The organism is Allobosea sp. ASV33 (assembly GCF_016428755.1).
GTDB lineage: Bacteria > Pseudomonadota > Alphaproteobacteria > Rhizobiales > Beijerinckiaceae > Allobosea.
On record NZ_JAELTI010000009.1, the window covers coordinates 1 to 12435 of the forward strand.

Genomic DNA, 12435 nt, shown 5'->3' on the forward strand with positions numbered 1-12435 from the left:
CATGTTGCCCCAGCTCGGCGTCGGCGGCACGATGCCGAAGCCGAGAAAGCTCAGCACCGACTCGAACAAGATGACGCGCCCGACAGTCAGGGTGAAGGCGACGATGATCGGCGTGATGGTGTTGGGCAGGATGTGCCGCGCCATGATGTAGAGCGCGTTAGCGCCGCTGCCGCGCGCCGCGCTGACATAGTCGCGCTCCTTGACCGAGAGGGTGGCGGCCCGGACGATCCGGGCGATCGCGGTCCAGTCGACCAGCGCGATGATCAGGATGATCCGCCAGAAGGCGACCGATTGCGAATGGGCGGCCTCGGCGGAGAAACCGAGCTTGGTCAGATCGACCGCGCCGAGCACGATCAGCAGCGGCAGCAATGGCAGGGCGATCATGCCGTCGGTCAGCCGCATCAGGGCATTGTCGAGACGGCCGCCATAATAGCCGGCGAGCAGGCCGAGCGAGACCCCGAAGACGCCGCCGATGACCGTGGCCAGCAGCCCGACCAGGAGCGAAACCTGGCCGCCATACATCAGCCTTGCCAGCACGTCCCGCCCGGCATCGTCGGTCCCCAGCCAATGCTCGGCCGAGATCGGCAAATAGCGCTTGAACAGGTCGGTCTGCGTCGCGTCGATGCCGCGCCAGGCTTCCAGCGGCCCGGCCATCAGGCAGAACACGACCAGCAGAGCGAGCACGACGAGGCTCGCGACGCCGGTGCGGTGCCCGCGGAAGCGACGCCAGCGCAGCGCCCAGATCGATTGCGTATCGGCCGCACCCGGCCTGCCGTACCCGCCTTGCGCCACGGGCTCGTCCAAACTGCTCATTCCAGTCGAATCCGCGGGTCGAGGGCGACATAGGCCAGATCGGCCAGAAGATTGGCCATCAGCGTCGTGAACGTCGCAAACAGCAATCCGATCAGCGCGAGGTTGAAGTCGTTGGACAGGATGGAATCATAGATCATCTTGCCCATGCCCATCTGCGCGAACATCGTCTCGGTGACCAGCGCGCCGGAAAACAGCGAGCCAAAGCTCAGGGCCATGATCGTCACGAACGGCACCATGGCGTTGCGCAATGCGTGGACGAAGATGACGCGCCGGCTGCCGCTCCCTTTCGCGCGCGCCGTCCGGATGAAATCCATCTGCAGCGTCTCGATCATCGCAGCGCGAACGTAGCGGGTGAATTGGCCGGTATTGGCCAGCGTCAGCGCCAGGACCGGCAGCGCGAGATGCCGCACCTGATCCCAGAAGCCGAAATCGCCGACCTGCCCCATGCCGCTCGCCGGCAGCCATTGCAGCCCGACCGCGAAGGTCAGGATCAGCACGAGCGCGAGCCAGAAGATCGGCACCGAGATCCCGGCGAAGGCGAACAGGCTGACGAAGCCGTCGATCCAGCCGCCGGGCTTCAACGCCGAGGAGACGCCCAGGACCAGCGACAGGATCACGCTGAACGTGAAGCTCGCCAGCATGAGCTTGCAGGTCTGCAGCAGGGCCGGGGTCAGAACCTCCAGCACGGGCCGCGCATGCGTGCGCGAAAAGCCGAAATCGCCGCTCAGCACCGCCATCAGCCAGCGCGCATAGCGAACCATGAGCGGCTGATCGAGCCCATAGATCGCCCTGAGATTGGCCATCACCTCGGGCGTCATGCCGGGCTGGCTCGCCGCCATGATGTCGACGGGGTCGCCGGGCATCAGCCCCATCAGCCCGTAGATCACGAACGACATCACCAGCAGCACCACCAAGGTCTGCAGCAGCCGGCGGGTGATGAAGGACAGCATCAACCCAACTCCCTGTCGCGGCGCGCCTGCGCGCGCCGCCGCCTCGAGCTCCGGCCGGTCACCGCCGCGCTGCCGCGGCTGCCGAACCGGGACACGCAACCGCCCCGATCACTCGGCAGCGCGCCAGTTCTCGCTGAACATCGAGCCGTAATGGCCATGTCCGGTCGGCTCGTAGCCCTTCAGCCATTTCGGATAGACATGGGCCTCGGAGCGGAAGAACAAGGGAATGACGGGCAGTTCCTTGGCGTAGATCTGCTCCATCTCCGCCCAGAGCGCCTTGGCCTCGTCCGGATCCAGCACGGATTCGGCCTTGGTGATGAGCTCGTCCATGCGCGGGTTGGAGAAGTTGATGTAGTTGGCGCCGCCCCAGCCATTGGCTTCGGTCGGGATGTTGTCGGTGGCCAGCGTCCGGCGCGGCGATTCCGTCACGCTGCTCGACCAGGCGTACATCGCCAGCCCGCTATAGCTGCGCTTCTTCATGGTCTCGCCGAAGAGGGTGCGCGCCGGCTCGTTCTTGATGCGCACCTCGATGCAGGCGGCCTTCCAGTTGTTCTGCAGCACGGCCTGCTGCAATTCGCGCAAGCGATTGCCCGCCGTGGTCGCGAACTCCAGCGACAGGCGCGTGCCCGCGGCGTCGCGGCAGATGCCGTCGGGGCCGGGCTTCCAGCCGGCCTCGGCCAGAAGCGCCTTCGCCTTGGGCAGGTCGAAGGGATAATGCAGCGTGTCCTTGGTGAAGTTGGCGCTGAGCGGATTGACCCAGGTATCGGCCACCGGCTGCAACCCCTGGAACAGGCGGTCGGTCAGCGTCTTGCGGTCGGCCGCGTAGATCAGGGCCTGCCGGACCCGCAGATCCTTCAGCAGCGGGTTGCCGTTCTGCAGGTCGATATGCTCGTAGTTCAGGCTCGGCTTGAACAGGTACTCGAAGCGGTCGGGATGCTGCTTGCGCAGTTCCAGGACCTGATCGATCGACAGGCCGACGCCCTCGCCGCCGATCATGTCGACATCGCCCGACAGGAGATTGGCCTGCAGGGCCGCGGTGTTCTCGATCAGCTTGAGGACGATGCGCTTGAAGCCGGGCTTGGTGCCGGCCCAATAGGGATTGGGCTCGAGCACGACCTGCGATCCGGAGGTGTAACCGGTGACCATATAGGGGCCGTTATACAGGCCGGGCGTGGTCGGGTTGCGGGCATAGGTCGTCTGCTTAATGTAGTCGCCGGCTTCCTTGGCCTTCTCGTAAACCGGCCCCTCGATATGCTCCGGCAGGATCTGGTCCCATTCGTTATAGGAGGCCAGGACCTTGTCGAGCGTCAGAACCGCCGTGGTCGCGTCGATGATGTCGATCTTGACGGCCCGCGTCCAGGGCTGGGAATTGGAGAAACCGGTCTTCGGATCGCGCCCGAGGCGCCAGGTGAACTCCAGATCCTTGGTCGTGACCGGCTTGCCGTCGGCCCATTTCAGGTCCGGCTTGAGCTTGATCGTGACCTCCATGCCCTTGCCGCCATTGGGCAGGTCGATGATCTTGGCCGTGCCGTTCTTCACGCTGGGAAGCTCGGTGCAGCTCAGGCAGGTGTTCTTCCAGTCCTTGTCGAAGGCCGTGATGTTCCGGATGACGAAGCCCAGCGTATAGGACTTGATCACTTCGGCATCGATGTTGGGGTGGAGCGTCGAGGGGAATTGCGCGACGCCGATGGTCAGTTGATCCTTGGCCGCCTGGGCCGGCGCAGCGGCCATCATCAAACCCGCGATGCCCAGTGCGGCCAGTGTCGTCCTGAAAGTCATACAATCACCTCCGGCGTCATGCGAGGCTTCACCGCGCCGCCGAGCGCGACGCTGGACCTCGTCTGCCGGCTTTGCGAGACCGGCTGCTGACGCGAGACTATTGCCATCGCTTCCCCCGACGCAATCGGTGATCAACCACCGCCGGCCATGTGCTATGTGGAGGGCAGCGACAGTCCAACCGCGTCACCAACAGGCGCCACCCCCGCCGCGGCCTCGCCTCCCCATCGTGTCACGGCCTGGTCGACGCTGTGGAAGATCCGATCCTCCCCGATCGCGCTGACGATGCCGAAACGATCGAGCGCGGCGCGGGCCCGCACCGATTCCACGCGCGCGATCGCGAAAACCGTCCCTTGCGCGTCGCAGGCCTCGGCGACGGCCAGGAGCGCCTGCGCCGCCGTATAGTCGATGGCGGCGATGCCGCTGCCCTCCAGGACGAGCAGCTTCGGCTTCCGCTGCGCCAACCGGTCGAGCAATTCCTGCTGGAAGCCCAGCGCGTTCGCGAACAGCAGCGGCGCCGGGAAGCCGGCGACGAGAATGCCCGGAAGCGTCGCCGGGGGCTTGCCCTGTTCCGGCGGCCACCACACCGTCGTGCCGGGGATGCGGCCCAACTCGACGAGATGGCTGCGGGTCGTCATCCAGATGCCGTGCAGCAAGGACAGACCGATGCCGATGGCGACGCCGCTCTCGATCGGCAGCAGGGCGACGGCCAGGGCGGTCAGCAGGACCAGCGCGAATTCCGGCCGGCTCTGGCGGGCGATCTGGACGATCAGGCCGATCCTCAGGATGCGACCGGCGACGAAGAAGAGGACCCCGGCAAAGGCCGCCTCCGGCACGTCGGCCAGGAGATCGGTGCCGAACAGCGCGAGACCCAGGACGAGACCCGCGGCGACAAGCCCGACCACGGGGTTGCGGCCGCTGCTTTCGACGACGATGGCCGTGCGCGGCGGACTGGCATTGACCGGGAAGGCGCCGGCGAGGCCGGCGAGCAGGTTGGCGCCCGCCAGCCCGAGATAATCGCGCCCGACATCGCTCGCGCGGCCGTCGGGGTCGCGGAAGGAGCGGCTGACGGTCGCCGTCTGCATCATCACGACGAGCGCGATGATCAGGGCGAGTGGCAGCAGCGCCCGGAAATCGGTCCAGGACAGGGCGAAGCCGGGCCAGGGCGGCAGGCCCTTCGGCAATGAACCGAGCACCGCGACGCCGTGGCTCTCCAGGTCGAAGGCCATGACGGCGGCCGTCGCCAGCACGAAGGCGATCAGGGCGCCGGGCAGCGCCGCCGCCGTCTTTTCGCAGAGAAGGATGATGCCGAGCACACCGAGCCCGAGCAGGGCCGAGACAGGATGGCTCGCTGCGCGCTGCGCCCAGATTTCCGCCAGCCGCGGAACAAGGCTGCTCGCCTGCACATGGAGCCCGAGCAGGCCGGGCAACTGCGACACGACGATATGGGCGGCGATGCCGGCCAGGAATCCCGCCACGACCGGCGTCGACAGGAAATCGGCGATCCAGCCGAAGCGCAGGATTCCCGCGAGCAGCAGCAGCGCGCCGACCAGGATCGCCAGGGTCGGCGCCGCGGCCGGAGCGACTGTACCGCCGACGGCCAGCGTGGCCAGCGTGCCGGCGAAGATCGGGGTGATCGTCGAGTCGGCACCGACGGTGAGAACCCGGCTAGCGCCCAGCAACAGGAAACCGAGCGTCGCCGCGACGAAGGCGAACAAGCCGACCTGAACCGGAAAGCCGCCGAGGCGCGCCGTCGCCATCTGCTCGGGAATGGTGATCGCCGCCAGCGTCAGGCCCGCAAGCAGACTGCGCCCCAGGCCCGCAGGACGCGACAGGCTTGCCGAAGGGCGGGCCGGACCGGCCAGAGGTCCATCATTCGACATGACCGGTCCACCGCGTTGCATGCGTAGCCAGAATGGTAGCAACTATAGCAGCTTGCAAGTCTTCGCGCCGGCGCGTTCGCGACCGGCAAAAGCGATGCGCATCATGGTTTTTCGAACGAGCGGGTGAACGTCATGACACTTCGGGAACCCATCCTGCAGCCCGTGCGGATCACGGAGCTACGCCCGACCCAGATGACCGTCGGCCTCAGGGAGGTCGAGGACAAGCGCCGGATCTGGCGCGAGCGGGACGGCGGCGAGGCCGAGGATTTCCTGGGCCGGCACATGATCCCGGTGATCAAGGGGCCGAAGGACCGGCTCTACGTCATCGACCACCATCATCTGGTCCGTGCGCTGCACGACGAGGGCCAAAGCAAAGTTCTCGTCAACGTGATCGCCGATATCTCGTGGTTGACGCAACCGGCCTTCTGGACGGTCTGCGAGCACCGGAACTGGGTGCATCCGTACGATGCCAAGGGACGGCGCTGCGGCACCGATGCGCTCCCCCGGAAGATCGGCGAGATGGTCGACGACCCCTATCGCTCGCTGGCGGGGGAATTGCGCCGCTGCGGCGGCTTCGCCAAGGACACGACACCCTATTCCGAGTTCCTTTGGGCGGATTTCCTCCGGAGGAACCTCCCCCGCCGGCAGGTCGATGCCGATTTCGACAAAGCCATCGGGAAAGCGCTGAAGCTCGCGCGCGGCCGGGATGCCAGCTACCTCCCCGGCTGGTGCGGACCGGTCGATGCCTGAGCCAGACTCTGACGGGTCGTAGCTCCGGGTTAATCGGCTTTTTTGCCGGCGGCGTCGAACTGCTTGAGATAGGCCAGGAGGTCGGCGATGCGCTTCTCGTCCTTGAGCCCGGCATAGATCATCCTGGTGCCCACCACCTTGGCACGCGGGTTCTGGATGCACTCGGCGAACGTCGCCTCGTTCCAGGTGAGGCCGGATTCCTTCATCGCCGCGCTGTAGCTGCCGGCGCCCCTCTCCGGCGAGGTCAGCCGCGCAGCGCCTCCTGATGCGCCTTGGCGAGATCGGCCATGCTGTTGAAGCGGAAATCGTATGTCGGCATGTCGCCCGGATGCATCGTCGCGCCGAAGCCGTCCTGGTCGTAGCGGCGATAGATCCAGCAGGATGCCAGGCCATGCCGGTTCGCCGGGGCATGGTCGTGGAACATGCTCTCCGCCGTGTGCAGGATCTCGCCCTTTTGGATGCCGAGCGTCGCCAGGTTGCGGAGCATATAGTCGAAATTGCGCTCCGACGGCTTGTAGGAACCAATATCCTCGGCGGTGTAGATCGCGTCGAAGGCGACCCCGAGCTTCGCTTGGCTTGCGGCGAAGCTTTCATTGTCGACATTCGACAGGATCACCAGCTTATAGTGGCGCTTGAGATACTGAAGTGCCTCCGCCGAGTCGGGGAAGGCCGGCCAGTTCTTGATCGATTGCCCGTAGGCCAGGCACTCCTCCCAGGACACCGGCAAGCCCCATTCCTCGGCGAGGCGCTTGTAGACGATCGGCAGGAGCTCTCGATAGATTCGGGCCGGCGTCTGTAATTGCTGCGCGGATTCATGGCGCGCATGGGCTTCCAGAACCTGGTCGCGGGTCGGCGGGGTGGCGAGACGGCCGATGAGGGGCTTCAGCCCCTCGAACATGCCGGTTTCCCAATCGATCAGCGTGCCGTAGCAATCGAAGGTCAGCGCCTTGAAGTCCGTCAGTTTCATCGGCCTCGTCCTGTCTTCGGGACAGGCTAGGCGACCTAAACGCTTAATCCTATACGTATCGGACACTTAAGTATCCGGCCGGGAGAGAAGCGCCGATGGAGGTGGATTTTCGGCAGGCCTTCGAGAATGCCCCGGTCGGGCTCGCCGTCGGCGGCAATCGCATCATCCAGGCCTGCAACCATGAATTCGCGCGGATGTTTCGCGGATCGATGGACGAGCTGGTCGGACAGACCTTCGAACGGCTCTACCCGACACAATCCGATTTCGAGGAAACCGGGAAGCGGGTCGGAGCGCGCCTGTCCGGCGCGCCGAGCTATACGGACGATCGCGTGATGCGGCGCCTCGACGGCAGCCTGTTCTGGGTCAGGGTCAGCGGCTTCACCCATACGCCGGACGACGCGCATGCCCACGCGCTCTGGGTGTTCTCGGAATTGGCGCGGACCAAGCCCGCCGGACAATCGCTGAGGTCTTCGCTGACCGCTCGCGAGCGCGACGTCGCCGCGCTCCTGATCGAGGGCAAGACGGGCAAGGAGGTCGCGAAGATGCTGGGCATCAGCCCGCGCACCGTCGATATCTATCGCGCCCGGCTTCTGCGGAAATACAATGTCGGCAGCACCGCGCGACTGGTCGAGCTGCTGCTGAGCGACTGATAGCCAGCGCCGGCCCTGTCGAGCCCCCTACCGCAGCAGGAAGCCGTGCCGCAGCGGATCATCGCGATCGATGAACCAGGTCGCCTGGCCGCAGAGATGCGCGCTGCCGGAAACCTCGGGGATGACCGCGTCGATGTCTCCGAGCTTGGTCTCCTGCAGGACGCGCCCGGTCATGATCGAGCCGACGATGGATTCGTTGACCAGGATCTGGCCGGGCTTCAGCAGCCCCTTGGCATGGAGGAGCGCCGTACGTCCGGCCGTGCCGGAGCCGGTCGGGGAGCGGTCCAGTTGCCGGTCGGCGAAGATGCAGCAATTGGCCTGCGTCGCGTCGGGAGCGAGCGGATCGCCGTCGATGATCGTGCCGTAGATATGGTTCAGCTCCGGGATTTCCGGATGCATGACCGGGAAGGCTGCGTTGGCGGCGATCTTCACCTCGGCCCCGAAGCGGATCAGCGCCTCGGCGTTCTCCCGGCGGATCGATAAGCCGAAGGGGCGGCCGTCGGTATAGAAATAGAAGGCGCCGCCGAAGGCGATATCGCCGTTGACCCGGCCGAAGCTCGGCGTTTCCACACTCACATCGCGATGAACGAGATAGGAGGGCACGTTGACGAAGCGGACGCTGGCGGCGCGCTTTCCGTCCCAGGCGACGAAGGCCTCGATGAAGCCACAGGGCGCATCGATGCCGACGCGGGTCTCCGGCTCCGTGCGCTCGACCCAGCCCAATTCGACGGCCGCGGTCGCGAGCGCGATGACGCCATGGCCGCAATGGTCGCTATAGCCCTCGTTATGGACGAAGATGACGCCGAAATCGGCGCCGGGCGTAACCGGCTCGGTCAGGTAGCCTGCATACATGTCGGCATGGCCGCGCGGCTCGAAGATCAGCGCCTGCCGGATTTCGTCGATATTGACCTTCACCCAGTCGCGCCGCTGGACGATCGTCCGGCCGGGCAAGCGCGGCAGCCCGCTGGTCACGATCCGGAAGGGCTCGCCGCCGGTATGGGCTTCGACGGTCTGAATCACGCGGTCGGCTTGCATCGTTCTCTCTGGCGCCCTGTCAGCTCGTTGCCGCGCCGAGGGGCAGCCCCGGCGCAGGTTTGCGCCGGGATCATCGCGTTCGTCCCGGCCGCGGGCAAGACGGGATCGCCTGAGACAGTGCTTCAGGCCAAGGCCGCCGCATTCATCTGGAGCGTAGAGAGAAGGCGCTTCTGCCGCAATTCGGGATGCTCGTCGAAGGGCTGGAGCGGCGTCATCCAGCGCCGGAGCGTCCCGGCCGGGTCGATGCGGGCGGTGAAGGGGTCCTGGCCATGCACCGTCCAGGCGATGGTCTCGCCGAGTTCGAGCAGGGCGAAGGCGCCGGCCGGCCCGGGCATCGTGGTGAAGCTCTCGGTCAGAGACTGCAGCGTCAGATGGGGGATGGCGTCGACGGTGGTCAGCGTGTTCCAGTGGACATGGCCGGCGATGCAGACCATCGGCACCTTGGCCCGGGCGAGCACGGCCCGGACGCGCTCGGCGCCGGGATAGGTCGAGGAGGCCGGATTGCGCTCGAAATAGTAATTGCCGATCTGGCCGTGGCCGGAGACCGGGACATGGCTCATCACCACGAGCGGCCGGTCGGCGGCCTCGACGGTCGCGGCGAGCCAGATCAGGTCAGCCTCGCGCAGGACGAAACCGCCCGGACGATGGATGCGCGAATCGGCCGCCCAGAGCACAAGGCGCCAGTCGCCGAGATCGACCGTGCGATGCCCGAGCGCCTGGCCGAGGATCTCCTCGTTCTCGGCGACGCTGAGATGGTCGCGATCATGGTTGCCGCAGATGTGGAAGCGCGGCACGGCGATCGGCGCGAAGGCTTCCGCCACCTCCCGCTCCAGCCTGAGATCGGTGTCATGGTCGATATCGGAAATACGATCTCCAAGGTCGATCACCGCATCGGGCCGGGCGTCGGCGACGAAGCGGCGGAACTCGTCCATCAGCGGCAGGGCCGCGGTGCCGATCTTGGTGAAGCTGTTCGCGCCGTGATGGATGTCGGCGACGAAGGCGAGGCGGAGCGAACGGGTCATGGCGGGGCTCGTCGAGAAGGGGTGGACATCGGGTGCGGGAGCCGGCAAGCCGGCTCCCGCGAGCACCTCAGCGCGCAGCCAGCGTCACGCGGCCGGCGCGGAAATCGAGCACATAGGGGATGTGCCCCTGCAGCGGCCGCCAGGCGAGCGAGCGCTTCATGCCGTAGGACTCGTAGGGCTGGTAAAGCGGCAGGACCGGCGGGTCGTTCTTGATCGCCTGCATCAGCGCTGCATAGGCCTGCTTGCGCTCGGCGAGGTCTGTCGAGAAGCGAAACTTGTCCCAGAGCGCGACATAAGCGTCGTCGGCCTTGAAGCGGCCTTCCGAGGCCGAGTTGCCGGTCGGCGCCCACATGATGCCGAAGGCGCCGGCGGGATCGGGGAAATACATCGGGTTCGACCAGCCGCGGGCCATCATGGTCGGGTCGGAGCCGGTCCATTGCTCGGTGACGTTGAGCTGCATCTTGACGCCGACAGCGGCCCACATCTCCTGGATCGCCTGCGCGGCGAGGAGGCCGTTGGTGTAATAGGCCGCCTGGATGTCGTAGCGGATGGGCGAGCCGTCATAGCCGGCTTCCTTGAGCAACGCCTTGGCCTTGGCCGGATCGTATTCGAAGGTGTTGAGCTCCGGCATATAGAGCGGGCCGAACTGCGGGAATGTATGCGAGGTCGGCACCTTCGCCTTGCCGAACCAGAGCGCGTCGTTCAGCGTCTTGCGGTCGATGGCGTAGGACAGCGCTTGGCGCAGCTTCGGATTGGCCATCTTCGGATTCTGGGTGTTGAAGATGACGACGTGGAAGAGCGGCGTCTGCATGCCCTCGACCTTGAGCTTCGGATCGGCGGCGATCGGCTCGAGCTGATCCGGGGGAACGTTGGTGATCAGATCGACCTCGGCGTTCTTCAGCGCCGTCAGGCGACCGGACAGCTCGGGAATGCGGGTCACCGTGACCTTCTGGAAGGGAGCCTTCTCGCCCCAGAAGCCGTCATAGCGCTCGTAGACCAGGCGCTGGTTCGGCACGAACTCGGTGATCTTGTAGGGCCCTGTGCCGACCGGCTTCAGCGCGAAAGCCTCGAAATCGGAGGCTTCGGCGACGTTGGGATCGCCGGTCAGGCCCATCACGTATTTCTTCGGCACGATCATGCCCTGCTGCACGTTGAGCAGCGTCTCGAAGAGCGGCTCCGGCCGGGTCGCAGTGATGCGCACGGTCTCGGCGTCGACGGCCTCGACCTTGGCCATGTTCGGCAGCGTGTCGCGCTTGCGGACAGTGTAGGGCGCGAAGGTCGAGTTGATGATGCGGTCGAAGGAGAAGACGACGTCCTCGACCGTCATCGGGTCGCCGTTATGGAAGGTCACGCCCTGGCGGATCTTCAATTCGAACACGGTCGGCGAGACCTGCTTCCAGCTCGTGGCGATGCCCGGCTGCCAGACGCTTTCGGCCTTGGTCGCGTCCTTGCCGATCAGCGGGTCGAAGGCGTTGAAGTAGAATTGCGAGCCGACATTCGAGAAGTCGCGGCCGGGATCGAGCCAGGGCGCCATGTTCTGGACGCCGACCTTCAATTCCTGCGCCTGGGCGACGCCGATGAGGGCGGTGGCCGACAACGCGGCGAACGCCAGGGTCTTCACTATCTTGCGCATGGATTTCAGTCCCTTGTTGGGTGAGCGGGATGAGGCTTGGGCGTGGCGGTCAGCGTCCGCGCAGGCGCGGGTCGAGACGGTCTCGCAGCGCATCGCCGAGCAGCATGGCGACGAGGCTGACGAGCACGATGAAGAGGGCGGGAACCGCGACGATCCAGGGCGCGGAGGCCATGTAGTCGCGCCCTTGCCCGACCATGGAACCCAGCGTCGCCGTCGGCGGCTGCACGCCGAGGCCGAGGAAGGAGAGCGCCGATTCCAGCAGGATCAGGTTCGAGAAGTTGAGGCTCGCCATGACCACGACCGGCGAGATCAGGTTCGGGATCATATGGACGGTGGCGATGCGCCAGGGGCCGGCCCCGGCGGCGCGGGCCGCCTCGACGAAGGGCATCTCGCGAAGGCTGAGCACCTGGGCCCGGATCAGCCTAGCGAAATGCGCCCAGTAGGCGATGCCGAGCACGCAGATCAGCACCGCGACATCGGTGCCGGCCAACGCCACGACGAAGAGCGCGACGAGCGTGAAGGGCAGCGACATCATGATGTCGACCAGGCCCATGATCAGCGCATCGGCCCAGCCGCGCAGCAGCCCCGCCGCGAGCCCGAGCGCCGCGCCCAGCGCCAGGCCAAGCAAGGTACCGAACAGCGCGAGCGCCAGCGTCAGCCGCAGGCCATGGAGGCAGCGCGAGAGCAGATCGCGGCCGAGTTGGTCGGTGCCGAGCCAGTGCAACGGGTTGGCGCTGGCAAAACCGACCGGCGGCTTGAGGCGCGCCAGCAGCCGCTGCTGGTCGGGCTCGAAGGGCGAGACCAGCGGCGCGAGGATGGCTAGCGCGAGCAGCACAAGGCCGAGCAGAGCGGCTGCGGTCACCAGCACGCCGGCTCCACCCAGCGCGGGAAGCTTCAGGCGCGGCAACCGGCGTGGCGGCAGCATCAGCTTGGCGTCTGCGATCTCGGTCATGACG

At 66.3% G+C, this 12435-nt stretch carries 12 protein-coding genes; 2 read left to right on the forward strand and 10 right to left on the reverse strand.

What is annotated here, in order from left to right; all coding sequences use genetic code 11:
* The 4 genes from JHD80_RS04580 to JHD80_RS04595 all read right to left on the reverse strand — a co-directional run.
* Nucleotides 1-813: ABC transporter permease (locus tag JHD80_RS04580; protein WP_199085198.1), on the reverse strand; the 813-nt coding region annotated here is incomplete at its 3' end.
* Nucleotides 810-1763, reverse strand: coding sequence for an ABC transporter permease (locus JHD80_RS04585; RefSeq protein ID WP_199085199.1), 954 nt, complete (start codon nucleotides 1761-1763; stop codon nucleotides 810-812). The genes JHD80_RS04580 and JHD80_RS04585, both read right to left, overlap by 4 nt.
* A 108-nt stretch (nucleotides 1764-1871) precedes the next feature.
* A complete protein-coding gene (locus JHD80_RS04590) occupies nucleotides 1872-3542 on the reverse strand; it encodes a peptide ABC transporter substrate-binding protein (RefSeq protein WP_199085200.1) in 1671 nt (556 codons plus the stop codon).
* Between the two features lie 152 nt (nucleotides 3543-3694).
* Entirely contained in the window at nucleotides 3695-5422 is a 1728-nt protein-coding gene (locus JHD80_RS04595; protein WP_199085201.1) for a SulP family inorganic anion transporter, read from the reverse strand.
* Nucleotides 5423-5554: 132 nt separating this feature from the next.
* On the opposite strand from JHD80_RS04595, the gene JHD80_RS04600 reads away from it, so the two are divergent.
* On the forward strand, nucleotides 5555-6172 hold the full coding sequence (locus JHD80_RS04600; protein WP_199085202.1) for a ParB-like protein: 618 nt from the start codon (nucleotides 5555-5557) through the stop codon (nucleotides 6170-6172).
* Between the two features lie 29 nt (nucleotides 6173-6201).
* Here the strand turns inward: JHD80_RS04600 and JHD80_RS04605 are convergent, their stop codons facing one another.
* A complete protein-coding gene (locus JHD80_RS04605) occupies nucleotides 6202-6378 on the reverse strand; it encodes a hypothetical protein (protein WP_199085203.1) in 177 nt (58 codons plus the stop codon).
* A gap of 38 nt (nucleotides 6379-6416) precedes the next feature.
* The gene (locus JHD80_RS04610; RefSeq protein WP_199085204.1) at nucleotides 6417-7139 is read right to left on the reverse strand and encodes a haloacid dehalogenase type II; all 723 of its coding nucleotides are present in this window, start codon (nucleotides 7137-7139) and stop codon (nucleotides 6417-6419) included.
* Between the two features lie 95 nt (nucleotides 7140-7234).
* On the opposite strand from JHD80_RS04610, the gene JHD80_RS04615 reads away from it, so the two are divergent.
* Nucleotides 7235-7789 carry a LuxR C-terminal-related transcriptional regulator gene (locus JHD80_RS04615; protein ID WP_199085205.1) on the forward strand — a complete coding sequence of 185 codons (555 nt, stop codon included), beginning with the start codon at nucleotides 7235-7237 and terminating at the stop codon, nucleotides 7787-7789.
* A 27-nt stretch (nucleotides 7790-7816) separates the two neighbouring features.
* Here the strand turns inward: JHD80_RS04615 and lhpH are convergent, their stop codons facing one another.
* From lhpH to JHD80_RS04635, 4 genes are all read right to left on the reverse strand, one after another.
* The gene (gene lhpH, locus JHD80_RS04620) at nucleotides 7817-8824 is read right to left on the reverse strand and encodes a trans-3-hydroxy-L-proline dehydratase (protein ID WP_199085206.1); all 1008 of its coding nucleotides are present in this window, start codon (nucleotides 8822-8824) and stop codon (nucleotides 7817-7819) included.
* Between the two features lie 122 nt (nucleotides 8825-8946).
* Entirely contained in the window at nucleotides 8947-9846 is a 900-nt protein-coding gene (locus tag JHD80_RS04625; RefSeq protein WP_199085207.1) for a metallophosphoesterase family protein, read from the reverse strand.
* 67 nt (nucleotides 9847-9913) lie between these two features.
* Nucleotides 9914-11479, reverse strand: coding sequence for an ABC transporter substrate-binding protein (locus tag JHD80_RS04630; RefSeq protein ID WP_199085208.1), 1566 nt, complete (start codon nucleotides 11477-11479; stop codon nucleotides 9914-9916).
* Nucleotides 11480-11528: 49 nt separating this feature from the next.
* Nucleotides 11529-12431: an ABC transporter permease gene (locus tag JHD80_RS04635; protein WP_199085209.1), complete on the reverse strand. Its 903-nt coding sequence runs from the start codon at nucleotides 12429-12431 to the stop codon at nucleotides 11529-11531.
* Nucleotides 12432-12435: the final 4 nt, after the last annotated feature.

What these genes read in the sequence shown, in the direction of transcription:
- JHD80_RS04635 (WP_199085209.1), bottom strand. Translation starts at nt 12,431, where the DNA reads ATGACCGAGATCGCAGACGCCAAGCTGATGCTGCCGCCACGCCGGTTG.
- JHD80_RS04610 (WP_199085204.1), bottom strand. Translation starts at nt 7,139, where the DNA reads ATGAAACTGACGGACTTCAAGGCGCTGACCTTCGATTGCTACGGCACG.
- JHD80_RS04585 (WP_199085199.1), bottom strand. Translation starts at nt 1,763, where the DNA reads ATGCTGTCCTTCATCACCCGCCGGCTGCTGCAGACCTTGGTGGTGCTG.
- lhpH (WP_199085206.1), bottom strand. Translation starts at nt 8,824, where the DNA reads ATGCAAGCCGACCGCGTGATTCAGACCGTCGAAGCCCATACCGGCGGC.
- JHD80_RS04615 (WP_199085205.1), top strand. Translation starts at nt 7,235, where the DNA reads ATGGAGGTGGATTTTCGGCAGGCCTTCGAGAATGCCCCGGTCGGGCTC.
- JHD80_RS04625 (WP_199085207.1), bottom strand. Translation starts at nt 9,846, where the DNA reads ATGACCCGTTCGCTCCGCCTCGCCTTCGTCGCCGACATCCATCACGGC.
- JHD80_RS04630 (WP_199085208.1), bottom strand. Translation starts at nt 11,479, where the DNA reads ATGCGCAAGATAGTGAAGACCCTGGCGTTCGCCGCGTTGTCGGCCACC.
- JHD80_RS04595 (WP_199085201.1), bottom strand. Translation starts at nt 5,422, where the DNA reads ATGTCGAATGATGGACCTCTGGCCGGTCCGGCCCGCCCTTCGGCAAGC.
- JHD80_RS04590 (WP_199085200.1), bottom strand. Translation starts at nt 3,542, where the DNA reads ATGACTTTCAGGACGACACTGGCCGCACTGGGCATCGCGGGTTTGATG.
- JHD80_RS04600 (WP_199085202.1), top strand. Translation starts at nt 5,555, where the DNA reads ATGACACTTCGGGAACCCATCCTGCAGCCCGTGCGGATCACGGAGCTA.
- JHD80_RS04605 (WP_199085203.1), bottom strand. Translation starts at nt 6,378, where the DNA reads ATGAAGGAATCCGGCCTCACCTGGAACGAGGCGACGTTCGCCGAGTGC.